20 protein-coding genes and 1 tRNA gene are annotated in these 23,436 nt (G+C 43.1%); 12 read left to right on the top strand and 9 right to left on the bottom strand.

The annotated features are described in order from the left end of the window. Nucleotides 1-202: 202 nt before the first annotated feature. On the top strand, nt 203-1,501 hold the full coding sequence (locus tag ACOJUR_RS03950; RefSeq protein WP_420950495.1) for an ammonium transporter: 1,299 nt from the start codon (nt 203-205) through the stop codon (nt 1,499-1,501). A 65-nt stretch (nt 1,502-1,566) separates the two neighbouring features. On the opposite strand, the gene ACOJUR_RS03955 is transcribed toward ACOJUR_RS03950, so the two are convergent. Continuing rightward, nucleotides 1,567-2,745 carry a glutamine synthetase beta-grasp domain-containing protein gene (locus tag ACOJUR_RS03955; RefSeq protein ID WP_420949296.1) on the bottom strand — a complete coding sequence of 393 codons (1,179 nt, stop codon included), beginning with the start codon at nt 2,743-2,745 and terminating at the stop codon, nt 1,567-1,569. A gap of 188 nt (nt 2,746-2,933) precedes the next feature. Between ACOJUR_RS03955 and ACOJUR_RS03960 the strand changes: the two genes are divergently transcribed. The 4 genes from ACOJUR_RS03960 (at nt 2,934) to ACOJUR_RS03975 (ending at nt 7,340) form a co-directional block, all read left to right on the top strand. Continuing rightward, on the top strand, nt 2,934-4,004 hold the full coding sequence (locus ACOJUR_RS03960) for a DUF294 nucleotidyltransferase-like domain-containing protein (protein WP_072873512.1): 1,071 nt from the start codon (nt 2,934-2,936) through the stop codon (nt 4,002-4,004). Then, nucleotides 4,001-4,666, top strand: coding sequence for a 3'-5' exonuclease (locus tag ACOJUR_RS03965; protein WP_306954850.1), 666 nt, complete (start codon nt 4,001-4,003; stop codon nt 4,664-4,666). Before ACOJUR_RS03960 ends, ACOJUR_RS03965 begins: the two co-directional genes overlap by 4 nt. Nucleotides 4,667-4,720: 54 nt before the next feature. After that, on the top strand, nt 4,721-5,842 hold the full coding sequence (locus ACOJUR_RS03970) for a S53 family peptidase (protein WP_420949297.1): 1,122 nt from the start codon (nt 4,721-4,723) through the stop codon (nt 5,840-5,842). A 112-nt stretch (nt 5,843-5,954) separates the two neighbouring features. Further along, nucleotides 5,955-7,340 (top strand): D-alanyl-D-alanine carboxypeptidase family protein, encoded by a 1,386-nt coding sequence (locus ACOJUR_RS03975; protein WP_420949298.1) that lies wholly within the window; start codon nt 5,955-5,957, stop codon nt 7,338-7,340. On the opposite strand, the gene ACOJUR_RS03980 is transcribed toward ACOJUR_RS03975, so the two are convergent. The 4 genes from ACOJUR_RS03980 to ACOJUR_RS03995 form a co-directional block, all read right to left on the bottom strand. Next, nucleotides 7,293-9,104 (bottom strand): ABC transporter ATP-binding protein, encoded by a 1,812-nt coding sequence (locus ACOJUR_RS03980; protein WP_420950496.1) that lies wholly within the window; start codon nt 9,102-9,104, stop codon nt 7,293-7,295. The genes ACOJUR_RS03975 and ACOJUR_RS03980 overlap by 48 nt on opposite strands. A 20-nt stretch (nt 9,105-9,124) precedes the next feature. Then, nucleotides 9,125-10,879, bottom strand: a complete 1,755-nt coding sequence (locus ACOJUR_RS03985) for an ABC transporter transmembrane domain-containing protein (RefSeq protein ID WP_420949299.1) — start codon at nt 10,877-10,879, stop codon at nt 9,125-9,127. Between the two features lie 352 nt (nt 10,880-11,231). Further along, nucleotides 11,232-11,879 (bottom strand): DUF4850 domain-containing protein, encoded by a 648-nt coding sequence (locus ACOJUR_RS03990; RefSeq protein WP_072873508.1) that lies wholly within the window; start codon nt 11,877-11,879, stop codon nt 11,232-11,234. 485 nt (nt 11,880-12,364) lie between these two features. Then, nucleotides 12,365-13,021: an O-methyltransferase gene (locus tag ACOJUR_RS03995; RefSeq protein ID WP_072873507.1), complete on the bottom strand. Its 657-nt coding sequence runs from the start codon at nt 13,019-13,021 to the stop codon at nt 12,365-12,367. Nucleotides 13,022-13,262: 241 nt separating this feature from the next. Here ACOJUR_RS03995 and ACOJUR_RS04000 point away from each other — a divergent pair, with 241 nt between their 5' ends. From ACOJUR_RS04000 to ACOJUR_RS04015, 4 genes are all read left to right on the top strand, one after another. Continuing rightward, nucleotides 13,263-14,339, top strand: coding sequence for a phosphodiester glycosidase family protein (locus ACOJUR_RS04000; RefSeq protein WP_420949300.1), 1,077 nt, complete (start codon nt 13,263-13,265; stop codon nt 14,337-14,339). Between the two features lie 11 nt (nt 14,340-14,350). After that, nucleotides 14,351-15,307: a hypothetical protein gene (locus ACOJUR_RS04005; RefSeq protein WP_420949301.1), complete on the top strand. Its 957-nt coding sequence runs from the start codon at nt 14,351-14,353 to the stop codon at nt 15,305-15,307. A 92-nt stretch (nt 15,308-15,399) separates the two neighbouring features. Continuing rightward, entirely contained in the window at nt 15,400-15,870 is a 471-nt protein-coding gene (locus ACOJUR_RS04010) for a GtrA family protein (protein WP_072873504.1), read from the top strand. A 55-nt stretch (nt 15,871-15,925) separates the two neighbouring features. Continuing rightward, complete coding sequence (locus ACOJUR_RS04015) at nt 15,926-16,495, top strand: hypothetical protein (RefSeq protein WP_420949302.1); 570 nt, start codon at nt 15,926-15,928, stop codon at nt 16,493-16,495. Nucleotides 16,496-16,623: 128 nt separating this feature from the next. On the opposite strand, the gene ACOJUR_RS04020 is transcribed toward ACOJUR_RS04015, so the two are convergent. The 3 genes from ACOJUR_RS04020 to ACOJUR_RS04030 are packed head-to-tail and all read right to left on the bottom strand — an operon-like array spanning nt 16,624 to nt 18,821. After that, complete coding sequence (locus ACOJUR_RS04020; RefSeq protein WP_306954840.1) at nt 16,624-17,562, bottom strand: NAD-dependent epimerase/dehydratase family protein; 939 nt, start codon at nt 17,560-17,562, stop codon at nt 16,624-16,626. Between the two features lie 24 nt (nt 17,563-17,586). Next, the gene (locus tag ACOJUR_RS04025) at nt 17,587-18,369 is read right to left on the bottom strand and encodes an SDR family NAD(P)-dependent oxidoreductase (protein ID WP_420949303.1); all 783 of its coding nucleotides are present in this window, start codon (nt 18,367-18,369) and stop codon (nt 17,587-17,589) included. Beyond that, complete coding sequence (locus tag ACOJUR_RS04030; protein WP_072873500.1) at nt 18,366-18,821, bottom strand: DUF420 domain-containing protein; 456 nt, start codon at nt 18,819-18,821, stop codon at nt 18,366-18,368. Before ACOJUR_RS04030 ends, ACOJUR_RS04025 begins: the two co-directional genes overlap by 4 nt. Before the next feature lie 232 nt (nt 18,822-19,053). On the opposite strand from ACOJUR_RS04030, the gene ACOJUR_RS04035 reads away from it, so the two are divergent. Both ACOJUR_RS04035 and ACOJUR_RS04040 read left to right on the top strand, forming a co-directional pair. Continuing rightward, entirely contained in the window at nt 19,054-20,397 is a 1,344-nt protein-coding gene (locus ACOJUR_RS04035; RefSeq protein ID WP_072873499.1) for a DNA recombination protein RmuC, read from the top strand. A gap of 150 nt (nt 20,398-20,547) precedes the next feature. Continuing rightward, nucleotides 20,548-20,793: a hypothetical protein gene (locus ACOJUR_RS04040; RefSeq protein WP_072873498.1), complete on the top strand. Its 246-nt coding sequence runs from the start codon at nt 20,548-20,550 to the stop codon at nt 20,791-20,793. 105 nt (nt 20,794-20,898) lie between these two features. Here ACOJUR_RS04040 and ACOJUR_RS04045 read toward each other — a convergent pair. Beyond that, nucleotides 20,899-20,974, bottom strand: a tRNA-Pro gene (locus ACOJUR_RS04045). Nucleotides 20,975-21,147: 173 nt separating this feature from the next. Here ACOJUR_RS04045 and pcrA point away from each other — a divergent pair. Continuing rightward, complete coding sequence (pcrA, locus tag ACOJUR_RS04050; RefSeq protein WP_420950497.1) at nt 21,148-23,367, top strand: DNA helicase PcrA; 2,220 nt, start codon at nt 21,148-21,150, stop codon at nt 23,365-23,367. Nucleotides 23,368-23,436 lie beyond the last annotated feature (69 nt).

Below are 23,436 nucleotides of genomic sequence, written 5' to 3' on the forward strand. Positions count from 1 at the left end.
TCTTCTTGTAAGATATTCTTACAAAACATCTTGACGCGTTTTTTTCCCTCCTGTAGCCTTGCATATAAAGACAGAGATTTCAGAAAGAATGACTAGGAGGATGAAAATGAGCGTCTCCCTTCGCAATCGCTTCTGGTTGTTTCTTGGTACATTTTTAGTGGTATTGTTAACCCCAACTGTAGCTGATGCAGCGACTCCATCTATGGTCAGTGCTGGTGACACAGCCTGGATTTTGGTTTCATCTGCTCTAGTCATGCTGATGACACCTGGATTAGCTTTTTTTTACGGCGGAATGGTCCGAAAAAAAAATGTCATCACGACAACTTTCCAAGTCTTCGCCGTACTTTTAGTGGTTTCTGTACAATGGGTGGTCATTGGATACAGTCTTGCCTTTGGACCTGATGTTCACCATATCATTGGGAACTTCTCTTGGGCAATGTTTCGGCATGTGGGTGCAGCGCCTGATCCGAATTATGCAGCGACCATTCCTAATTTTGTCTACGGTATTTTTCAGATGATGTTTGCTGTGATTACTCCTGCTTTGATTGTTGGAGGTTTAGCTGAACGTGTAAAATTTTCTGCTTTTCTAGTCTTTATCCTGCTTTGGTCGACTTTCATTTACGATCCGCTAGCACATTGGGTCTGGGGTGCAGGTGGATGGCTGCATAATCTTGGTGTTCTTGATTTTGCCGGTGGGACAGTCGTTCATATCTCATCCGGAGTAGCAGGTTTAGTGGCTGCCATTTATTTAGGAAGACGAGTTGAGCATGGTACAGGAGCCATTAAGGCACATAATGTACCATTTGTATTATTAGGCACGGCTTTGCTTTGGTTTGGTTGGTTTGGGTTTAATGCAGGGAGTGCTTTGCAAGCGAATTTTCTTGCTGCAGAGGCATTTTTAACCACAAATACAGCAACAGCCGCCTCAGCGTTGGTTTGGATGTTGGTCGAGCGATGGCATACGGGTCATGTAAGTCTTGTTGGGGCATGTGCAGGAGCCGTCGCAGGGTTGGTGGCTATTACGCCTGCTGCCGGTTATGTGTCTGTTGCTGGAAGTCTTGCTTTAGGAGGTTTAGGGGGAGCTATCTGTTATTTCGCTTCCACGTGGATGAAAAATAGGCTCGGCTATGATGATGCCTTAGATGCGTTTGGGGGACATGGTATTGGTGGTACCTGGGGAGCACTCGCAACAGGTCTGTTTGCTACCCTTGCCGTCAATTCAGGAGGAGCCAACGGATTGTTTTATGGCAACCCGCATCAATTTCTTCTACAAACCATCGGCGTGGCAAGTACTTGGATATTCTCAGGTGGAGGTTCCTTGTTGCTCCTCTTTGTTATCGACAAAGTGATGGGATTGCGAGTCACGAAGGAAGAGGAAATACTTGGTCTGGATATGACACTCCATCATGAGTCGGCCTATCCTGAACAGTTGTCAGTCGATGAATTGCCGAAAATTCTCGACGCTGATCCGTCCGCTTTAGGTTTGGTATTGCGTAAATAGCCATGGTTTCTGAGCTGCGCGTCCGATTCTGCTGAACCGGATCGCGCGGTTTTTTTGTTGCTTATTTAACTCCCAAAATATTGTTGATATTCCCAATCATGAATATGTTCTTCAAAACGCTGATACTCCTCTAATTTATGGCTCAACCAGATGGAGAAAAGCGTTTCACCAAGAGCATCGGCAATCCATTCATCTTCAGACAAAGCATCACAAGCTTCGAGCAGTGAACGAGGCAGACTTTCAGGGATGGTAGAAGTGCATGAGTTTGATGTTTTGTGAATAGTTGGTTGATCCAAAACGGGTACCAAAGTAGCGAGTAATGCAGTCAATGTAAGATAAGGATTCATCAACGCGTCTGGAGTATAAAGATCTATACTCGTTGCTTGTTCTTGAGCTTCTTTATGCACAATGTAATACGGTTGGCGTTGACGACGCAGGATTTCCAATCGTCGAAAGCTGTTTATGGTGGGATTGCAAATACAGGAGAGAGCCGAGGCATGATCAACCATCGTTTGAGCCCATTTCTGAATGAGAAGAGGATGACTTTTCAAGCCTGGTCCAGAACAGAGCAATTTTAAACGCATTTTTTGTGGTCGCGCATCATTGTGAGGAAGAGGCATAAGACTGATAAAATGCTTTCTTTCTTTGATACGGCTCATCAGGAGATGTCGGACAAGCGCAAACCCATCCGCTGCTTGCAATAGATGTGCGCTTTCAAGATGTATCAAAAACTGATGAGTGTGCGAAAGCTGTTGCATGGAAATAGAAAGGCCTGATAGACATCGAACATCGCTTAGCCAGTTTTCCAGCCAATCTAGATTGGATAATTCATGCTTGTTATCGGCGTCATAATAAAATGAAAATTCACATGCTGCTTGAATAGCCAATTCTCTTTCATCCAACATGCGCTGTATGTGATGAAGGCGTGCTCGACTATCGCCAGCGTAAGGACGTCCATCCGCAAGATGCAATTGACAGATGACGCTCGAGAAAAGAGAGTCTTGTGTAGAAGAAAAACATCTATATGTTTTCCAGTCTGGAATGACTTTCATCTCGGTTTCTTGAACGCGCAAGGCGCCTTGTATTGCAGAACCATCCATCTGCCATCCATTTTCCTGGATTTTTCGGATTTCCTTAAAGGGTATAATGATGGATTTCATGCGTCCTGACCAGTCACTGAAAAGCAGATTTAATCTGGCATCAGGGTGGGCACTTAACGATTGGCTCTCAGTGACATGATTCAAATCCAGCATCCTCCCCGAGTCGACAATAACATGGAGCAGTGTTTCTTTATGACGAATACCTTGTTATTTAGTATAAAATGCAATCTCCAAATTTCATATACAGAATAGACTGAAAAAGGTTCGCGTACTTTTTGTCCCATGTTAGACTGAAATCAGTTTTTGTTTTCGAGAAAGGACTGTCGGAGTCGATGAATGAAGAGCGCAATGGTGGGCAGGAGTTGCAAAAATATCTGGATGCAGGAGATGGGAGTTCTTTTTGTAAGCGAGCCGCTATTTTGGCTAGGCAGTATGCAGTTGAAATTCCATCTGCTAGTCAATTTTTGCAACAATTTCAACTTTTGCGTATACAGATTATCAAGCGGCTTTGGGAGGAATGTATGCCCGAAGAACTTCGTTCCGAATGCCAATTTGTACTGCTTGGAGCGAGCGGTCGCGGTGAAGATTTTCCATTTTCCGATCTCGATTATGCTTTGATTACCAAAGATGGACTATGGAGAGAAAAAAGTTTACTCTTCCATTTATATCAATTTCAAAGACGAACATACGAATACGGTTTTTCTCCTTGTCCAGGCAATGTTATGGCCAGCAATGTCCGTTGGCGGGGGGATAGCAAGCTCTGGACTACGCGCACGGATGCTTATTTTCACTATCCAGATTGGAAACATGCTCGGTTTCTTTATATGATCTTGGATGGAAAACTCCTTGCAGAAGAGGGAGAATCTTCTTTTTGGCGTCTTTATCAAACATCGGTATTGCAAAGGATCTCTCAATCTTCCTTTTTGCAGTGGGAAATGGCCAGTCTTGGTATTCGTGGAACTGTTGGCAAACGTCCACAAAGTCGGAAGCATTGGTTTGGCAAACAACGCCAAATAGGATGGAATGTCAAGACTGAGTTACAAACACCCATCATTCGTGCTATTCGCTTGCTTTATACACGTTCTGTGCCGTTTACCAATGAATCAGTTGATAAATGGGCACAGATCACTGCGACCAGGGAGCGCTTGGAACGAATAGAGAAGTCAGGGGTTATATCTCACGATTGGAGCTGTCATTTGCGGCAGGCTATCGAATTTGCCAGTATGTTGCGACTGCGTGCGCAATCGGCAAGTTATATGGCCAAAGGAAGAGCGTCGGAGGAAATTTCTATGGAAGATATAAGCTTGGAGGAATATCAGGCATTACAAAACCATTTGCATGAGGCGAAAAAATTAGAACAATTTATTGTCCAACATTTTCGCAAACCGCGAGGTAGCGCATGAAGTGGTTTATACCGCGCGAAACAATCCATCCTCGCGATAAGTTGTTATCACCTGCCGAAACTTTAGAAAAATTATGGGAATCTTCACTGGATGAAGCTGGATTTCTTGTGCTTGATATAGAAACCAGCGGATTTTCTGCGCAAAATGATCTGATTTTATCTCTAGCTTATTGTGTCTGTTACGGCGATACCATAGAACCTGTAAAATCTGCTCTGATTGCCCATCCATCTTATGACAAAGTCCCAGAAACGATTTGGGGGTTAATTGGTCTCAGTCCGAGTGTTTGTCAGCAGCAAGGAGTTCCAATAACGGACGCGCTTCATGATTTGCTGGAGGATTCGGTTAGTAAAATTTGGGTTGCCCATCATATCCGGCATGAGATGGCATTTTTGCAAAAAGCGGTTCGGGAAATTTGGAAGCAACGATTACGGCCCATCACCATTGATACTGCTGTAGTGGCGCAGGCGCTTTTTCGGTTGCCGCAGGCTCCTCTTTTAGAACAGACATGTCAACTTCTGGGTGTCACAGTCAGTAACCGTCACCGTGCTGATGAAGATGTTAGGATGACATCCGCTGTTTGGCAAAAAGAGTTACAATTATGTAAAAGAATTGGACTTCGAACTGTTGGCGATCTCGTTGATTGGTCTGCGGATGGTGCTTGAGCGTTAACACGACTATCAATGATTGATGAAGCATATGGAGAGGGGTTGCTTATAATGAAAAAACGCCGCCTGATTCGCTCAATTGCTTGTGAAGTCAATGGTGGACAAGGATATTTTCCTAGTGATATCCGTAAATATTACAATATTCCGGATAATTTGGATGGCTCGGGACAAACGATTGGTATTTTAGAATTTTCCAATGGCTATAGTTTGAGTGACGCTGAGTTATTTTGGCAAATGCATCACATATCTCCACCTAATGTTGAATTTGTTTCAGTAGATGGTACGCGAAACGACGGTGGAGCATCTTCTGAAGATGAAGAGGCGTCTCTGGACTTACAATGGGCGGGAGCAATTGCTCCGGGAGCTCATATTGTAATTTATGAAGCGAGTGCTGGGCAGACGGATGCGGATTTTGCTGCCTCTATGCAAAATGCTCTTCAGTATATTTTGCAAGATACCGCCCATTCTCCAACGGTGCTTTCTATTTCCTATGGTGATGGTGAAATTTCTTTTGGAAGCCAGGCCATTGAAACGTGGGAAAAGGCGATTGCCCAACTGGATGCTCAAGGAATCACTGTTTGTGTAGCATCAGGTGATGATGGAGCTTATGGGTTGCACAATTTGAATGGTCCATTGACGCGTCATGCGGATGCACCAGCTTCTTGCCCTCATGCTGTTGCTGTAGGCGGTACGTCTTTGCCAGAGGGCGGACCGGAAAGCGCATGGACTTACTATGGACCACAAAACGGCGGAGCTACTGGTGGTGGGTATTCACAAGTTTTTTCCATGCCAGTCTTTCAAACAAAAGCAGGACTTTCTGGACAAGGTCGTGCGCTGCCTGATATAGCATTCAATGCCGATCCGGCAACTGGTTATCAAATTATCTTCCAAGGTCAGCCGATTGTAGTCGGTGGTACTTCTGTGGCGACTCCCGTTTTTGCAGCGATTGTAGCTTTAGTGAATCAAAAAAGGTCACAAATTGGATTGAGTCCTGTAAGCGGCTTAACAGAGATTCTTTATCAACAGTCGCAAAGTTTACCCTACAATTCAATTACCAGTGGCAACAATTCTTTCAACGGAGTTGTGGGCTACAATGCTGGACCTGGCTGGAATGCTTGTACAGGTTTTGGATCACTGAATGTGGCTTCTTTTATAGAGAGTCTTTTAAGATAAAACCCGTGTGAGCTTGGTAAATATTTCGTGTAGCAGGGAGGTGTCGAAGGGTGTCGAATGTGTCCTTGTTACACTTTTGTAACTCGGCCATTCTTTTTGAGGAGAGCTTTGTGTGAAGAATGTTTTGTCTTCTTTATTGCATAGAAAAGGGATAGTTCGTAAACGCATTCGATTCGTTTGTCGTATGACAACTTTTTGTATACTACTGCTGGGTATTTCTTTGCTTACGATGCCTGTGGTTTCGGCGGCAAACTTGCAAATTTTTTTCCGAAAGCAGCCAGACTTTCATTTGCATCGACTGCTTCCTAAACAAATTGTCATTGGCAGTCATGAGACCAATGGCATGTCAATGGCTACCGATCTTACTCCACAATCTTGGCCTAAACTCATTTCAAAAGCAGCCGTTTTAATTGACCTGCGGACAGGTACAGTCCTTTATGCTAAAAATCCAATGGTTCGTCATTATCCAGCCAGTCTGACCAAAATTCTAACCGCTCTTCTAGCGTTGCAAACGACGCCATTGAGTGATGAAATCTCCATCAGCGCTAAGGCTGCTGCCGAACCACCTGACAAACTCTACCAATTACCAGGAGAGACGCATTCGCTCAAAAAATTGCTTTATGCTATGTTGCTTGACTCGGATAACGATGTAGCAGAGGAAATTGCGCAGGATTTAGCGGGATCGCAAGCCGCATTTGCTGATTGGATGAATAGTGCGGCAATTCAACTCGGTGCTTACCATTCGCATTTTGTCAATCCAAGTGGACTTCCAAATACAGAACAATATACGACGGCATACGATATGTCACGTATATCCTATGCCGCTATGCAAGTTCCTGAATTTAGAAAAATGGTAGACACAAAATCAATATATTGGAACGGCGAGGCTTGGCATGCTACATTAACCAACATTAATCCCTTGCTCTTCAGTTATCCTGGAGCCATAGGTGTTAAGACCGGATACACGAGTGAAGCTCACGAAACTTTAGTGGTTGCGGCCAAACGTGGGCAACAAGAGTTTCTCGCGGTGCTGCTAGATTGTCCATTAAATAGCGAGATCGTCACGGATGCAACTCAACTGCTTAATGCAGCATTTGCCCGAGCGACATCCATCATTTTATTGCCTTCCCACTACATTGTGGGCTATCTGGTCGATCCGCTAGGCACGCGTGTTCCCTTGCAACTTACTGAGCAGGTTGCTGCTGTATTACCCCTTGGTGGTCATGAAAGGATACAGTCGATTCACTGGCATGTTGATAATTTACGTTCGAGGAAAGTATTGCCTTCAGGTACTCAGATTGGCATGGCCAGTATCCGTGTGACAGGAGCAGAGAATGAAACGTTGCGTGTCCCAATTGTGCTTGCCGCAAAGTGGCAGGGCAAGCAACATGCTCGAACGTCTAACTGGGGCAGCGTTGTCATTTTGGCTTTCATTTTTGTTGGTGTTGTTTTATTCGTGAAACGTCGCCAAAGGAGCAGGCGGAATAGAAGTTACTGATCCCGATTGCAACATATACATTTTATAATACAACCCCTGCTTGGCCAGTAATTGTTGATGTGTACCTCTTTCCACAATTTCTCCGTGATGTAGGACAAGTATGAGATCTGCATCTTGAATTGTTGATAGGCGATGTGCAATTGCAATGGTTGTACGTCCTTGACGCATACGCGCGAGAGCTTCTTGGATGGCTTCTTCGGTTTCAGTATCTACACTGGCTGTGGCTTCATCCAGAATTAAAATTTTAGGATTGCCAGCCATAGTGCGAGCAAAGGACAATAGTTGACGCTCTCCTGCCGACAATGTAGATCCGCGTTCACCCAGCGGCTCGTGAATACCGTGGGGAAGTTTGTCAATGAAACGATCGGCCTGCACAAACCGCACAGCTTCTTCCACTTGTTCATCAGAAATGTAAAATCTTCCTAATCGAATATTGCTGGCAACATCACCTACAAATAAAAACGGATCTTGTAAAACAAGACCTATTTTTTTTCGCAATTCATCATTCTCAAAGGATTCTATACGTTGTCCATCAATAAGAATTTCTCCTTGCTCAATGGAATAAAAACGCATAAGCAAAGAGACAATAGAGCTTTTTCCACTGCCAGTATGTCCTACAAGCGCTACAGTTTGTCCGGGTTCTGCAACGAAGCTGATGTTTTTTAAAACTGGATTTTTCCCGTCATACGAGAAAGTGACATTTTGAAATTCAACCCGACCGTTGTATATCTGTGCGGAACACTGTTCTTGGGAAGATTCTCTTTGTGGTGCAAGTTGCTGTTCATTGAGAAGATGAAATACTCGTTGAGCAGAAACCATAGCCTGTTGAAACATATTCATCCGTTGCATCAAATTGTTGACAGGCTCAAAAAATTGCTCCAAATAATTGACAAATGCGTATAGTACACCAATATTGACCGCAGAGATAAGAGAATTCCGGCCAAAAAACCAGATAATTACAATTAGTGTCGCAAAGTAAACGAGATCGACTAAAGGACGGAGCATCAAACCGTTGACTCGAATATTGCGCATTCGAGAAGACCGATATGCGTTGTTAATATAGGCAAATTCTTTTTGCAGACGAGTTTGTTGACGCATGGCCTGAATCACATACATTCCTTGTAAAGACTCGTTCATTTTGGCATTGAGTAAACTCAAGCGATGTCGTGTGACGTGAAAAATTTTTGAAGAGATTTTTCGGTAAAGCCAATTGATAAAAATCAGTAAAGGGGCAACAAATAAACAATCTAATGCGAGTTTGGCATCTAAATAAAACATGGCAATAAATATGCCAGTTAATTGGACAATCGTTTGGATAAAGGTTGAAAGTACAGAAACGAAAAGATCGAGAATGGCTTCTGTGTCGTTGGTGATTCTCGAGATCAGTGTTCCACCGGGTGTTTTGTCAAAAAAAGCGAGTCCAAGTTTTTGTACATGGGAGAATACATCTTGGCGTAACTGTTGGATGACACGAAGAGCAGCACGTTGAAACATGACCAATTGATTGTATTGACAAATAGCAGAAATGCATTGCAAGCCAAGATAAATAATGGTTAACGAAACAATCGGTTGTATCGGGAATTTACGTGGAACAAGATAGTTGTCAATAAATCTTTGGATCAAAATCGGGCCAATCACATTTCCTAATGTTGCTATAATAAGTAGGCAAAACGCTGCAAGAAACAAGTGTTTCTGTGGTTTGGCGTAATAGAACAGTTTGCGCCCTACACCACTTCGCGACTGTAGAATCTCTTCCTGTGGCATTAAGCTGGATTCCAGAGAACTCACGCGATACCTCCCTCCTCAACCAGAGATTCTAACTGTTGACGATCCCACATGGCTCGGTAAATACCATTTTCTGAACATAATGAAGCATGTGTGCCGTATTCTGCAATTTTTCCGTCTTCTAAAACCAAAATAAGATCAGCGTGTTCGACAGCAGATAAGCGGTGTGTGGCAATTAAAGTTGTTTTACCGTAACGATTTTTGCGCAATGATTCGAGAATGCGATGTTCCGTGCGTGCATCAACTGCAGATAAAGCGTCATCCAGAATAAGTATTTCAGCGTCCATTAAAAGTGCCCGAGCTATGGAAATACGCTGTTTTTGGCCTCCGGAAAGAGTTACGCCCCGTTCTCCGACAATGGTGTTATACCCGTTTGGAAATTGTTGAATATCATCATGAATTTGCGCCATCTGAGCCGCTTCTTGAATTTCCGCAAATGATTTGTCAGGAGCGGCAAAAGCAATATTCTCAGCAATGGTTGCCGAAAATAAAAAGTGATCTTGTGGTACATAGGCGACCGCTTGTCGCAATGCATCCAGGGTGTAGTGATAAATACTTTGTTCACCAATCTGAATGTCGCCATTTTTGACATCAAATTCACGCAACAAGAGTCGTAAAATGGTTGATTTTCCACTTCCCGTTCGGCCGACAATTCCCAGTGTTTTGCCGCGGTGCAGATGAAAATAGATTTGCTGTAGAGAAGGCATAGATGATTCTGGATAGGTAAAAGAATGTACCGTATAGTGAATGCTTCCACTCGGCACAAAATTTATGGCTTCCGGTTTGTCTGCAATGTCACTTTTTATGGCAAGCAGTTTGCGAATTCGATCATAGGAAGCATGTCCGCGTTCGACAATATTGAATAACCAGCCGAATGCCAGCATTGGCCATATGAGCTGGCCTAGATAGATGGAAAACGCGGTTAATTGACCCAGGTTTAATTGATGGTGAAGCACAAACCAAGCTCCTGCAGCAAAAGAGAGAAAATAAGAAAGAGTTACAACGATACCTATGGTAGGATCAAACAGTGCATCTATCTTGGCTACTGCTAAATTTTTGCGAATGACGTCTTTAGATAAATCTGCAAAAGCTTGTTTTTCTGAGTTTTCCTGGCCAAAAGCTTTGATAACACGCATTCCCGAGATGTTTTCTTGAACCTTGTCGTTAATATCCGAAAAAGCAGCTTGTGCAAGCGTGAATCTCCTGTGCAAAATTTTACCATATAATTGCGTGGTTATGGCAATAATCGGCATAGGAAGGAGTGCGATCAACGTCAATTTCCAAGAAATTGTGATTGCCATTGTAGCAATGACCAGAATGCCTGTGGTGATGGAGTCGACAAGAGTAAGAATTCCATCCATAGCCGTACTTTCAACAGCTTGAATATCGTTTGTGGCATGAGCCATCAAATCTCCGATTCGGTGTTTGTGATAAAAACTAGGAGACATTTGGGTGAAATGTTGATAAAGTTGAAAGCGCAATTCTGTAGACAACTTGATGGCAGAACCAAAGAGTAAAATTCTCCAGAAATATCGCAAGATATACATGGCTAAAGCAATGGCTGCAATGTAAAAAATCCAATGAGTGAACTCTTGGACTGTTAATTGATGGTGTCGAATGCGATTGACCATTGCACCAACGATTTGCGGAGGGATGAGCCCCAGCAGAGACACTAACATCAGAAGTAGAATGCCACCAAGATAATGTCCTTTTCGTTCGCGAAAAAACCACATTAAATCAAGGAACACCCGCAAGCGGAATCTCTCCCTTCAACTAAGTTTAATCTTATCGGAAGAAGAATAAAAAAGCACCTGAATGTTCCTGGGGATTTTCATGAGACAGGTTACTTATCAAAAGTGCGGATGTCTCCTGGATCGAATCTCATAAAGCGACATTAAATTTGAGATGAGTGTGATTTAATATTCAATTAGGTATCAGGCCCCCCTTACGCGCATCAACGAAAAATGTTTCTTTCATTTCATGCGCGTAAGACAAGAATTTAAGTCTTCATCAGCCTGCTCATAGCACCCAAATAGGAGGTTATGGTAAGAGTGGGGGTAAAATGACTGCTTTAGCCAGTTCTCTTTTTAGAGCAGGGGAGTGTTTTTATTGAGAAAATTGGAAGGATTGAAGAATCGATGTAGCCAGAGTCTGTTCAGATGATGGCAGAACTACATCAATATATGCATAACCGGATTGATTATTGGAAGCTATGATTTCACCCCAACCTTCGTTACTGGTTCCACTTGGTGAATAATTATAGGAAAGTGTATGTGCGTCTGCGCTTGTGGATACCACAGTGGCATTAGAGACAGGTATGACTTGTTTCAAGTTAGGCTGTCCATTGGCTCCCATATAGCAGCCGACACAAGCGGAGTAGGCTATCGTAATTTTTGAACTAGAATCGTTAGGATCTGTAAGCACCCATCCCGTTGTGTCACCCTGACCATTCCCTTTCAGTGGATGACTTGTCCAACCAGTTGGGACCTGAACTTGAATGCCATAAGACTGTCCAGCTTGAAAAGCAGTCAAACTATTGGAATTATCCGCATTGGTATTGGTCGTATTTGTGGTATTGGAATTGCTATTGCTAGAATTCCCGGTTGTATTCGTCTGTGATGTATTAGCCGGGGTGCTGCCAGCGGCGGTATTGGCAACTACAGGACCACCGCCACCTCCGCCTGATGGCGTGCCGCAAGCAGATACGATAAAGCCAGTCAGGATGAGTGCTGCAGTCAGGGTCCATTTGTTCATGCTTTCAACTCCTCGCTGGATTTGAATCTATCATACACATTTTCAGCGGGAAGATGCTATCCATATATGTAAAAGAATAACTAATCGATACAAAATTTTAACTTTTGCATTCTTCTAAAGCTACTTGGTCTTGGAATACGGTAAATAGAATTGAAATAAAAAGGCTGCCTTGGAAGAGAGTGCTTATTATCCTTGGCAGTCTTCTCAAAGTTATTAGGCAAAATGATTGAGAAGATGAAGACGCACCCACTCTTTTGCGCATTCAGGACAAAGCGCTCTGCTCAAGGTGCTGGATTCATGGTGAGCACCACAGTTTTCGCAATGTTCCTCAGCGGATGTTGTCAGGGAAGTTCGTTCTTGAGTTTCCAAGGGAATCGCAACTCCTCTCCATCTGTTTTATAACAATCATACACACAGATACATTGTTTTGCAACAGATATGAAAGAATTTTTTGAAAATAAGGCCGGTGACCTGGAGATTGTTCATCAGTTCGCTGTTTTATTGACTTGAACTAAGGTTAATCCATCGTGAAATGGCAGGGTAAATGCAGTGAGTTCTGGATGATGCGTTACATTTTCCAAAAATGTACGCATGGCTGAAGGTGCAGGAGACATATTGTTTGTGTCGAGTGTTCTTCCTGCTGATAAGACGTTATCAGCAATCCAAACAGTTCCATTGTGGGAGAGTTTGAGCATCCATTCCAAGTAAAGAGGATAAGCAGGCTTATCGGCATCCAGAAAAATCAGATCAAAAGTTCTACCTTCTTGAGTTAATTCGGCCAGTTTCTCTCTGGCATCACCTAATATAATGGTAAACCGTTCTTCAGAATATCCGAATTGGGTTAAATTTTCGTGTGCAAGCTCAGCAAAATCAGGATTTCTTTCAAGGCAAATCAAATGTCCATGTTCTAACATACCTTCTAACAGGCAAGATGCACTGTAGCCAGCCAATGTGCCAATTTCAAGTGCTGTTTTGATTTTGGCGATCCGACAGAGAAAACTTATAAAATATCCCCAATCTGGCTGGATGCAAATCGTTGGCCAGTTACGTTCTGCCAATTGATGTGTGATGAAATCATACCTTTTCTGTAATGTGAGAAATTCTTGGCTATAAAGGATAGAGAGTTTAGATATATTTTCCAAAAGAAATTCAATCCTTTCTGTATGTGGTAGCTGTAAATTAAAACTGTTACAGTATGGTCAAGCTTAAGGATGGATATTTTACACTGAAATGTAGAGGGAACATGGTACAATAAAGCGATAAACTTTTTCAACACTAGATCAGTTACAAGCTCCCGCCTCTAAGCGTTAGCGTAGGCGGTGAGTAGTTGACGAATGTATTTATCATAGGAAATTGATAAATTGAAACTGCGTATAGAGGTGTATGAATGTGAGGCATTCTCGCCATTCAACGAAAAGAAAGTCAACGGTAAATAGTTCGCATCACGCTGAACGAGGCGAGAAAATCAAAAGGTCTCTGCCAATTCGCTTGGCGCGTGGTGCTATGTTTATTGTCGCCGCCTTAGCTTATTTGTTTGTATCAACGTCACTGCTATTATTTCATGGTCCCTATCAATCATTGAAAAATTATTTCATTCAGTCATTGGATACGACGATGCATGGTTATTTGTTAAAACCGCTCTCTCTTTGGACATTGCCAGAAAGCGAGATCGACAAATATAAACCTAATTTAGGGATTCGTGGCCCATCCGCGCTTCCAACGCTGGTCGATTACAGTAACGGGACCAATGGACATTCACCAACAAGCATCAAAATGGAGACCATTCATGAACCCACCTTCACTGCGTATGTGATGTTTATATCTCCACCTACTCGTGTGGAAGTAGCGGTGACGAAATATATAGGTGTTCGTGGTGAAACGGTGAGTGAATTTGTAAATGATACAGGGGCGATTGCAGGCATTAACGCAGGAGCTTTTCAGGATTCTCACCATTGGCGAGGTACAGGTGGAATTCCGCTTGGAATTACAATGCACAATGGACAACTAGTGCATAACGATCCGTCGCAATGGAATGACGACCCTACCATTGGCATCACGAATAAGGGTCAGTTGATTGTCGGCTCCTATACTGTGCAACAATTAAGGCAAATGGGTGTAACTCAGTCCGTTGCCTTTGGTCCTGTTCTCATCCAAAACGGGAAGCCGGTTTACGGAATCAATACTTGGGGTGTTGCGCCAAGAACAGCCATAGGGCAATTACGCAATGGCACAATGGTTTTTGTAGTCACAGATGGTCGGTTAGTGAATGGTGTCAATGATTTGGGAGCTTCTATAGCAGAGCTTCGTCAATTAATGTTGAATCTTGGTTGCATCAATGCAGCCAATCTGGATGGTGGTTCTTCTGCCACCATGGTATATAATGGAAAGCTAATCAATACTCCAACCGACGTGCTAGGTGAGCGCGCGGTGGCGACAGCATTTGTCGTCATGCCGAATTGAGGGTGCGCATATTGTTAAAAAAAACTTGGACGAAAATTGCTGCATTTGTAGTCTTGGTGAGTGTTGTTCAGGTGGCTGCGTTTCATCATTATAATTCCATATTAGGACAAGCAAACTCGTTAACAAACCAGAGCGGGGATTCTAATCTTTTAGCTTCAAATCAACAAATACGTGCAGAAGTAGAAAAACTAAAGGCAAAATATCCGGTAGTTGATGTTTCTCCGGATGGTCAATACGTTGCTTATGCGGATACCTCAAATATTGTGCATGTGATGGACTTGACGACAGATAAGCAACTGATGCAATACAATGAAGGCAATTTGGTCACGTATCTGCTCTGGATTCGCAATGATACGCTGTTTGTCGGTCTCCAACAGTCACCAGGAGTAATCACACTCAATACCTTGGATATTTTGGAACCTAATTCACCGAATCGGCTAATTCACACATTTTATGTTTCACCAACGGCTAGCATTCGAAAAATTTCATACAGTTATCTGACCAACGATACGTACATTCTTATTGCTACAGATTCTTCCAGTGTGTTATATCACTATGATACAAATGGGAATATTAATCGTGTGCATTTAGGCGGGGTATTTGTCAAAAATGTGGCAGTGACATTGACGGGAGATATTTTGTATTATGAAGATTATTCAAATGGCACTTTCAATGTCATGTCGGACAATAATGGAACTATCCAGACTATTCAGCAAGGTGGCGCTCTCATTGGTGTCGTGAATAATACTTTGTATTATGGCGTCATCAATAATCAAGGACTTGTCACGGCTGTCTATAAGTTGGTCAATGGACAGGGTGTACTGGTATCAACGCTGGCTCAACCAGAGTTAGCTGAAAAAATTTCTGTGAATTCAAATGGACAAATTACGATTCATCATCGATTGCCGTCCAATATTCTGCAACCAAGTTCCAATACATCTACGGATGCAGCGTCGGCTGGAGGTTAAATAGAAGGTTTGCAGGATTGGATAGTTGTATACAAAAAGATTTGAAAAGCCGGTTAGTGGCTGAAGGGCGATCTAGAGAAGGGGTGCTGTGTATGTCGCAGCGCGCTGTCGTTCGTCAGGGATTTACCAAAACCATCAAAAGATATATGCTTTTTCTCTTGGTAGGTGCGATGAACGCTGCAGTCGATTTGCTCGTATTTAATCTGTTTTTCTTCATTGTGCCTACAAGGGCTGTCTGGGCATTGGCACTTTATAATACTATGGCCGTACTGGCAGCTATTGCAAACAGCTATTATTGGAATAAAAGATGGACATTCCAGGCGGAGGCCACCGGATCGAAAAAAGAGAAAATGTTATTTCTTATCCAGGCTGGTATTAACCTGCTTATCAACGATTTAATTGTTTTTTGGATTTCTCGATATTTGGTTTTCAATAAATCTATACCTCTTTTTGCTTCTGGGAATGCAGCGAAAATTCTGGCAATGATGCTTTCTTCCTTTATTTCGTATTTGTTTATGCGTTATATGGTCTTTCGTCAACCCAAACGTTGTACAGGTTCGTAAGCGTTGAAGCCGGTATTGCTGGCTAAACTGGGTCATGAGGGGAATCAAACAGTCTATGCGCAAGATCCTTGTTGTTAGCCAAAGAACCATAGAGATGGAGAAGATGGCTACTTTTCTAGACAGCCAATCTTTTGCCCCAATTTATCCTAAAGATATTTTGGAAGATCCTATTGATCCGCCATTTGGCCATCATGGTATGGATGAAACGCATCATACGGAAATAGAAGAATGGGTTGGTCAAATTCATTGGGAAACGGGAATGGCTGTTTGGTATATGCAGTCGTCTTTAGAGTTCCAGCATTCAGTATCCAAAGCTTCTGAATGGCTACCGATTCATGCAGATTACGAGCAAGACTTATTAGAACGTTTGAACAATCCAGATTGGGAACTAAAGAAAATTTACCTGCATAATTGTGCTGTCAATGAATTGGGCTGTCCATTTGTTCGAGAGGATACTTTTGCAGTCCGAAATTGCCCGGCTGTTTCCGTAGACCATACGCAAAAATGGCCATTTCCTCAAACGGATTTTGTTATCACTATGGAAAACTCTCTGGTCGATCCGCTGCAGTACGCGTTTCAACAATTTCTATTAGAATCAGAAATGCTTGGCCAGGATGATTTCTAAATTCGATAAGACCTCAAGAAATAAGTGGGTTCGCAGTTAAAAAGGCCTCACTCTTCAATTTTAATTGAAGGAGAGGCTTTTTTAGGGTCACTATGGGTGATGATAGTTTTATTCGTGCAAAAGGCCGTTTATGATAGAAACTGTTGTTGCCATTCTAGAGTACGTTTCAAACCTTCTTGCAAAGAAATGTTAGGTCTCCAATCCAGTTTTTCAGCAGCTTTCCTAATATCCAATACACTTCTCTTGACATCACCTTTTCGTTCTCCTGCTCGATTTAGAGGTATACTTCTCTTTTCAAGCAGGTCAGCAATCAGTTGATAGACCGCAGATGTGCTCATTTCTGTACCCGATCCGATATTAAAAGCTTCATTGTCGCCGTGAGTTAAGGCTTGTAAGTTTGCCCGGCAGACATCGGATACATATACGTAATCTCGCGTAGTGCCATCGGGCTGATCTGCATAAGCATAAAGTGTACAAGGCTGATCAGCCAGCAGGCGGGTTATAAAAATAGGAATAACTCCTGATTCTCCGTCTGGAACTTGGCGTGGGCCGTAGACATTTGCATACCGCAGTACGGTGTATTTTAATCCATAAGTCACGGCATAAAAATGCAGATATTGCTCACCTAGATATTTGTGTATGGCATACGGTGAAATCATGCGTGGTACATAAGTCTCATCCGTAGGAATGATGGGAGCATCGCCAGCCAGCGCGCCACCAGATGATGCAAAAATGACTTTACGTACACCGTGTCGAACACTGGATTCCAATAAATTCAAAAAACCTTCCGCATTCTGGTGTAAATCATAGAGAGGATTTTCAACAGAAGCGGGAACAGATTTCTGGGCCGCATGATGATTCACAATATCTGGTTTTTCGATCTTTATGATGGTATCCATATCTTTTGATTCTATGCTGACAGGATAAAATGTCACTCCATCTGGGATATTGCTGGGTGATCCTGTACTCAGGTTATCCAGAATGACTACTTTATGTCCGGCTGCTATATAGGTGTCCACCACATTAGAACCAATAAAACCAGCGCCGCCAGTGACTAGAATTTTCAAGGGAACAGCTCAGCTCCTTATTCGTTACTCCTCATTTTCCACATAGATCATTTTGACAGTCATTCCGCCATCTATAACAAGATTTGTTCCTGTGATGAAACCAGATTCATTGGAACAAAGAAACTGACAGGCTTTTGCAATGTCTTGCGGTCTTCCTACGCGTCCAACTGGATGTTGAGCACAATCTGCCTCAGAATGTATGGGGACTTGTCTGTTTTCACCATCCTGCCAATCGCTTACCTCAATCCATCCTGGAGAGACAGCGTTGACGCGAATTTTCGGACCGAGTGATACGGCCATTGCGTGTGTCAGAGCAAGTATCCCACCTTTTGAAGCGGAATACGGAAACGTATTGGCCTCAGACATTAAAGCGCGAGTAGAGGCCATGTTAACTACAGCAGGAGCTTTGGCTTTCTCAAGCAATGGCAAGGCATACTTGACGCATAAAAAAGGCGCTCGTAAATTGACAGCAATCACATCGTCAAAATGTTCTACGGGCATATCAGTTAAAGGCAGTCTGGGTGACATAATGCCAGCGTTATTAATCAACGCGTCTAATTTCGGGGCAATTTTCGCTGCCTGCTTCATAGCAGAGACAATGTGCTGCTCATTGCGCAAATCTGCTAATAAAGAGGAGCTGGCGTAGCCTAAATCTTGCATGCGTCTCATTTGTTCAGTTAAAGCCTGTTCGTGATGGTCTAGTAAAAAAACATGCCAGCCGCTTTGTCCAAAAGCTTCACTGACAGCCCGCCCGATTCCGCGCGCTGCTCCAGTCACCAGGACGTATTTCTGAGATTCTGTGTTCATCCCATCCACGCCTTAAATAGATTGGTGGTAGGGCCTATAGGATAAGCAATGTATAGTAAAATAAATACGGTCAAACCAGTGGCTGCTGTGATAAACCAAATAACCACAGTCCATGGTCCGACTTTTCGGTGTTTGGCAAAGTTCATCCGAAACGCGAAGACGAGCGTTACAATGCCGAAAATAGCTGCAACAGTTGCCAAAATCGAGTGCGTTTGGAGAAAAGCGTAATAAAAATTGGCCATCGACTTTGGACCGCCAAAAGCTGTATCGCCAATAAAAATGGTTTTTAGTACATAGGTGATGAAAAAAAGCGCAGCAAACGTAGAGCCGGTAAGCATCAATCTCTTGTGGAGCAACTGTCTTCCCTGACGGATTTGATACCACCCAATACCAAACAACGCAGCACTAATCAGAATGCAGGCTTCGTTGAAATAGGCTAAAAATAGCCCCATGATTGACACCCCTTTCTATCAAACTGCATTGTAACATTAGCACGGTGGGGAAAAAAGCTACGCCTATACCACAAATCGTAGCAATGTGTGACACTCTGTCTAGACCATCAGAAGAGCATAGATGATGTGGTTGTGCAGTCGAGAGGAATAAGCGAAAATTTATTTAAATTGAACAGGGAGATGATGCAATCTTTTGGTTTGAAAAGATGGATTACCCTGAGGAGGTTTTTCAATGTCCTATCTATTGCCGATTGTCCTCATTTTACAAATTATCCTGATGATTTGGTTGTTTAGAAAGCAAAACAGAGAACGAAATCCGGAATGGTTGGAGTCATTGACCCGTCTCAATCATGACTTGGACGCTATGAAAGAGAGTTTTTCTGTTGAAAGAGAAAAAATCCTTAATGGACAACATCAGGAGTTTCGAGAGATGCGTGCGGAATTAGGTCAACAATTGGAACGTTTGCAGCGTCAAAGCGGTGAGCAGCTTCAGCAACAGTTCCAGACTTTTGGTCAACAGCAAAAAAATTTGTTTGACGCCTTTTCTAATCAACTTTCACAGTTGACGACGATGAATGAGCAAAAATTGGAACGTGTCAGAGATATTGTGGAAAAACAGCTTCATAAAATACAGGAAGATAATGCGCTTCAATTGGAAAAAATGCGCCAAACAGTAGATGAAAAGCTCAATGCCACGCTTGAACAACGTTTGACAGAATCCTTTAAGCTGGTCAGCGAACGTTTAGAAGCGGTCCATAAAGGTTTGGGCGAGATGCAGACATTAGCCAGTAATGTAGGAGATTTAAAGCGAGTGCTTGGCAACGTCAAAACCAGAGGTACATTTGGAGAAATTCAATTAGAAATGCTTCTTGAGCAAATATTATCACCCGAACAGTATGAGAAAAATGTCTCAGTGCGCAAAGGTTCTGCCGATCGCGTTGAGTTTGCCATAAAATTGCCAGGTCGTGATCGTCAAGATGAAGCTGTATGGTTGCCAATTGATTGTAAATTTCCATTGGAAGACTATCAAAGGATGTTAGATGCGGAAGATAGGGGGGACTTGGAATTCATGCAGGAAACTGCCAAGTCTCTGCTGTCAAGAATTCGTCAAGAGGCAAAATCGATATCCGACAAATATCTTGACCCACCTCATACGACAGATTTTGCTATTCTGTATCTGCCCATTGAAGGCTTGTTTGCTGAAGTATTGCGTCAACCAGGCATGCTGGAAAAATTGCAACAAGAATTTCGGGTGATTGTCTCAGGCCCCACCACCATCACAGCTTTGTTAAACAGTTTGCAAATGGGATTTCGTACACTGGCTATTCAAAAGAGATCGAGCGAAGTTTGGGAGTTACTGGGGGCCATTAAGACACAGTTTGGTACATTTGGGGACTTGCTCCAAAAAACTCAGAAAAAATTACAAGAAGCAAGTAATGTGATAGAACGAGCTTCTCGAAGTTCGCGCGGCATTGAACGTAAATTAAGACAAGTGGAAGCATTGCCGAATAGCCAAGCGTCTTTATTGTTGCCTGAATTGGGAACCGAAGAAGAATGGGAAGAACTTGATCAATAATCTAGACCTCAGACGTACTTAGATAAAAGACAAAGAAGTTTTCTTTTCATTCGACTTCGAATTGGGGAGTGGCAATTGTCAGTGCCTCTTTGTTTGAGGATGGCGTAAAATGACAACAGACGATAGGTGGCTGGACTAGGGGGTAGGAGTATGAACGATGACTTCTTGACCAGAACTATAGTCTGGGCCATGATATCATTTTTGCTTCTGGAAGCTCTCTTGCCGGAAGGGTACAACAATATCGCTTTTCTATTCCTTATTTTGCAATCTACGCTTATCTACGTCCTTGGTATTGCTAGACAAAAGAAAATTGATTTTACGGCTACAAGCGCCAGACTTTTCATTACTTATATTGCGCTTGCTGCTTTAATCGTCAATACGAAAGATGAAAAGTAATGGATTGTAGATTAAAAAAGTCGCCTGATTCTCTCGATTTAAACAAGGAATCTGCGACTTTATTTTTTATGTTTAAAAAAACGGATTATCACATTCTAGGCAACCTGGTCGGAATGACAGGACTCGAACCTGCGGCCTCACGGTCCCGAACCGTGCGCTCTACCACCTGAGCTACATTCCGAAAATAAAGACCTCTATTTGAACAAAAGCTACTATAGCACGCTTCCTCTTGGAGCGTCAACTCTCTAAAAAGCCTTTATATGTTCGGTCATTTGTTCGCATCCATGAGTTGAGGACTGATATAATAGAAATCATCCTCCAAGGGAAGTTAGGTGCTTGATGTTTATGCATAAAATGGGAATTGGCAGCGAGCGCATTCTCGACGGACTGAATCCCGCTCAATTAGAAGCTGTACAAGCTACAGAGGGACCACTTTTAATTCTCGCTGGTGCGGGCAGCGGAAAAACAAGCGTACTCACTCGCAGGATAGCTTATCTGCTGGGGCATTGTCGAGTTTCGCCTTGGAATGTGCTTGCCATTACTTTTACCAATAAAGCTGCACGCGAAATGCGTGAGCGTATTGAACAATGGGTTGGACTGGCTGGACAAGATGTCATGGCCAGCACATTCCATTCTTTCTGTGCAAAAATTTTACGCCGCGATATTGACCAGATGGGATACAGTACGCGGTTTACCGTACTTGACAGCTCGGATCAGATTGCCATTGTACGTAAAATTCTGCGCGATTACCAAATAGATAGCAAGAGATTTGATCCGCGTGCGGTGCTGGGAGGCATTAGTCAGCATAAAAATGCATTGGTAAGTCCCCAAAAGGCCAAAGATGGAGCACGTGATTTGTTTAGCCGAATTGTAGCAGACACCTACATCGAATATGAGCGCAGATTGAAACTGAACGAAGCGCTTGATTTTGACGATCTCATTATGAAAACAGTTGAACTTTTTCGCGCAGTTCCTGATGTTCGGTCGGCATACAGTCAAAAATATCGTTACATTCATGTGGATGAATATCAGGATACCAATCATGCTCAATATATCTTGATCCGCCTACTTGCAGATGAGCATCGAAATCTTTGCGCCGTAGGGGATTCCGATCAATCTATTTATGGTTGGCGTGGTGCGGATATTCGTAATATTTTGCAGTTTGAAAAAGACTTCCCGGAAGCCAAGGTGATTCGTTTAGAACAAAATTACCGTTCAACGCAAACCATCCTGGATATTGCCAATCATGTAATTCGAAATAATCGCGATCGTCAAGAGAAGACGCTGTGGACGGATGGTGAAAAAGGTGAGGCTGCTCAACTTTTGGAATGCCGTGATGAGCGTGTTGAAGCTGCCTGGATCTCTCAAGAGTTGGTGAAATGGGTCGAAGCGGGAGGACAATACACGGATGCTGCTGTGCTGTATCGTACAAACGCTCAATCGCGTGTGATTGAGGAAACCTTTTTGCAACGAGGTATACCCTACCGCATCTATGGCGGTGTGCGTTTTTACGAACGAAAAGAAATTCGTGATTTGATTGCTTATTTAAGACTTATTGACAATCCTGCGGACGACGCTTCATTTTTGCGCATCGTCAATGTGCCAAAACGCGGAATTGGTGACACATCGCTAGGCAGATTGGCAGAATATGCAAATGCACATCAAATGCCCTTGTTGGCGGCCTGTGAACATCTCGAGGCTGCTAGTTTAAGCGGCAAAGCTAAAATGGGTTTAACCTCCTTTGCGGAGTGGATGGAAGAATGTCATGAACAGCAGAAAAAATTGTCGGTTACAGAAATCGCTCGTCTGATCATTGAGCAGACAAAATACGTGGAGATGCTGCAGACAGAACATTCTTTAGAAGCAGAGAGTCGCATAGAAAACCTCGAAGAATTTCTCTCGCTGACGAAGGAGTTTGATGAAAATTGGCCAGGATTGGAACCTGTAGAAAGGCTGAGTCAATTTCTTACTGATGTCTCCCTGGTGGCTGATACAGACATGGATAATGGTCGCCCTTCGCCTGAATCGGCGCAAGGTGTCACACTCATGACACTGCATAGTGCCAAAGGACTGGAATTTCCCATCGTTTTTTTAATCGGTATGGAAGAAGGTATTTTTCCGCATAGCCGCTCTTTCAATAGTGAAGAGGAACTGGAAGAAGAACGTCGACTTTGCTACGTGGGAGTTACCCGCGCCCGCAAACGACTTTATTTGAGTACATGCGCTACACGAATGATTTTTGGTGATGTGCACAGTTATACACCATCTCGGTTTCTCAAAGAAATGCCGGTTCATTGTTTGCAGCGAATTTCTCCTGGACAGCCTTCAGAGAAACGCGAGTTGTGGCGTCCTCGTTCAAGCGGTTTGCTACAACAGATACCTTCCTCTTTCGGAGCGGATTTGTCTGTCGAATATCATGTTGGCGATCGCGTTTTGCATCGGAAATGGGGACAAGGTGTGATTCTTTCCACCAGTGGCAGTGGAGAGGATATGGAAATGACAGTTCATTTTCCAGCACCGATTGGTGAGCGAAAACTTGCGGCTCGTTTTGCGCCCATTCGCAAGAGTGAATAGGTTGAGCTAGATCTATTTATGAAGTGGGAATTCATGAGGACAAGCTAGTCGTTTAGGAAGGGGAAAGCA

This window comes from Alicyclobacillus tolerans (genome assembly GCF_048984885.1).
In the GTDB taxonomy this organism is placed as follows: domain Bacteria; phylum Bacillota; class Bacilli; order Alicyclobacillales; family Alicyclobacillaceae; genus Alicyclobacillus_I; species Alicyclobacillus_I tolerans.

Excerpts from the sequence above, each read along its gene's own strand:
- ACOJUR_RS03950 (WP_420950495.1), top strand. The coding sequence starts at position 203 with ATGGTCAGTGCTGGTGACACAGCCTGGATTTTGGTTTCATCTGCTCTA.
- ACOJUR_RS03960 (WP_072873512.1), top strand. The coding sequence starts at position 2,934 with ATGAATGAAGAGCGCAATGGTGGGCAGGAGTTGCAAAAATATCTGGAT.
- ACOJUR_RS03965 (WP_306954850.1), top strand. The coding sequence starts at position 4,001 with ATGAAGTGGTTTATACCGCGCGAAACAATCCATCCTCGCGATAAGTTG.
- ACOJUR_RS03970 (WP_420949297.1), top strand. The coding sequence starts at position 4,721 with ATGAAAAAACGCCGCCTGATTCGCTCAATTGCTTGTGAAGTCAATGGT.
- ACOJUR_RS03980 (WP_420950496.1), bottom strand. The coding sequence starts at position 9,104 with ATGCCACAGGAAGAGATTCTACAGTCGCGAAGTGGTGTAGGGCGCAAA.
- ACOJUR_RS03990 (WP_072873508.1), bottom strand. The coding sequence starts at position 11,879 with ATGAACAAATGGACCCTGACTGCAGCACTCATCCTGACTGGCTTTATC.
- ACOJUR_RS04000 (WP_420949300.1), top strand. The coding sequence starts at position 13,263 with ATGAATGTGAGGCATTCTCGCCATTCAACGAAAAGAAAGTCAACGGTA.
- ACOJUR_RS04010 (WP_072873504.1), top strand. The coding sequence starts at position 15,400 with ATGTCGCAGCGCGCTGTCGTTCGTCAGGGATTTACCAAAACCATCAAA.
- ACOJUR_RS04015 (WP_420949302.1), top strand. The coding sequence starts at position 15,926 with ATGCGCAAGATCCTTGTTGTTAGCCAAAGAACCATAGAGATGGAGAAG.
- ACOJUR_RS04025 (WP_420949303.1), bottom strand. The coding sequence starts at position 18,369 with ATGAACACAGAATCTCAGAAATACGTCCTGGTGACTGGAGCAGCGCGC.
- ACOJUR_RS04030 (WP_072873500.1), bottom strand. The coding sequence starts at position 18,821 with ATGGGGCTATTTTTAGCCTATTTCAACGAAGCCTGCATTCTGATTAGT.
- ACOJUR_RS04035 (WP_072873499.1), top strand. The coding sequence starts at position 19,054 with ATGTCCTATCTATTGCCGATTGTCCTCATTTTACAAATTATCCTGATG.
- ACOJUR_RS04040 (WP_072873498.1), top strand. The coding sequence starts at position 20,548 with ATGAACGATGACTTCTTGACCAGAACTATAGTCTGGGCCATGATATCA.
- pcrA (WP_420950497.1), top strand. The coding sequence starts at position 21,148 with ATGGGAATTGGCAGCGAGCGCATTCTCGACGGACTGAATCCCGCTCAA.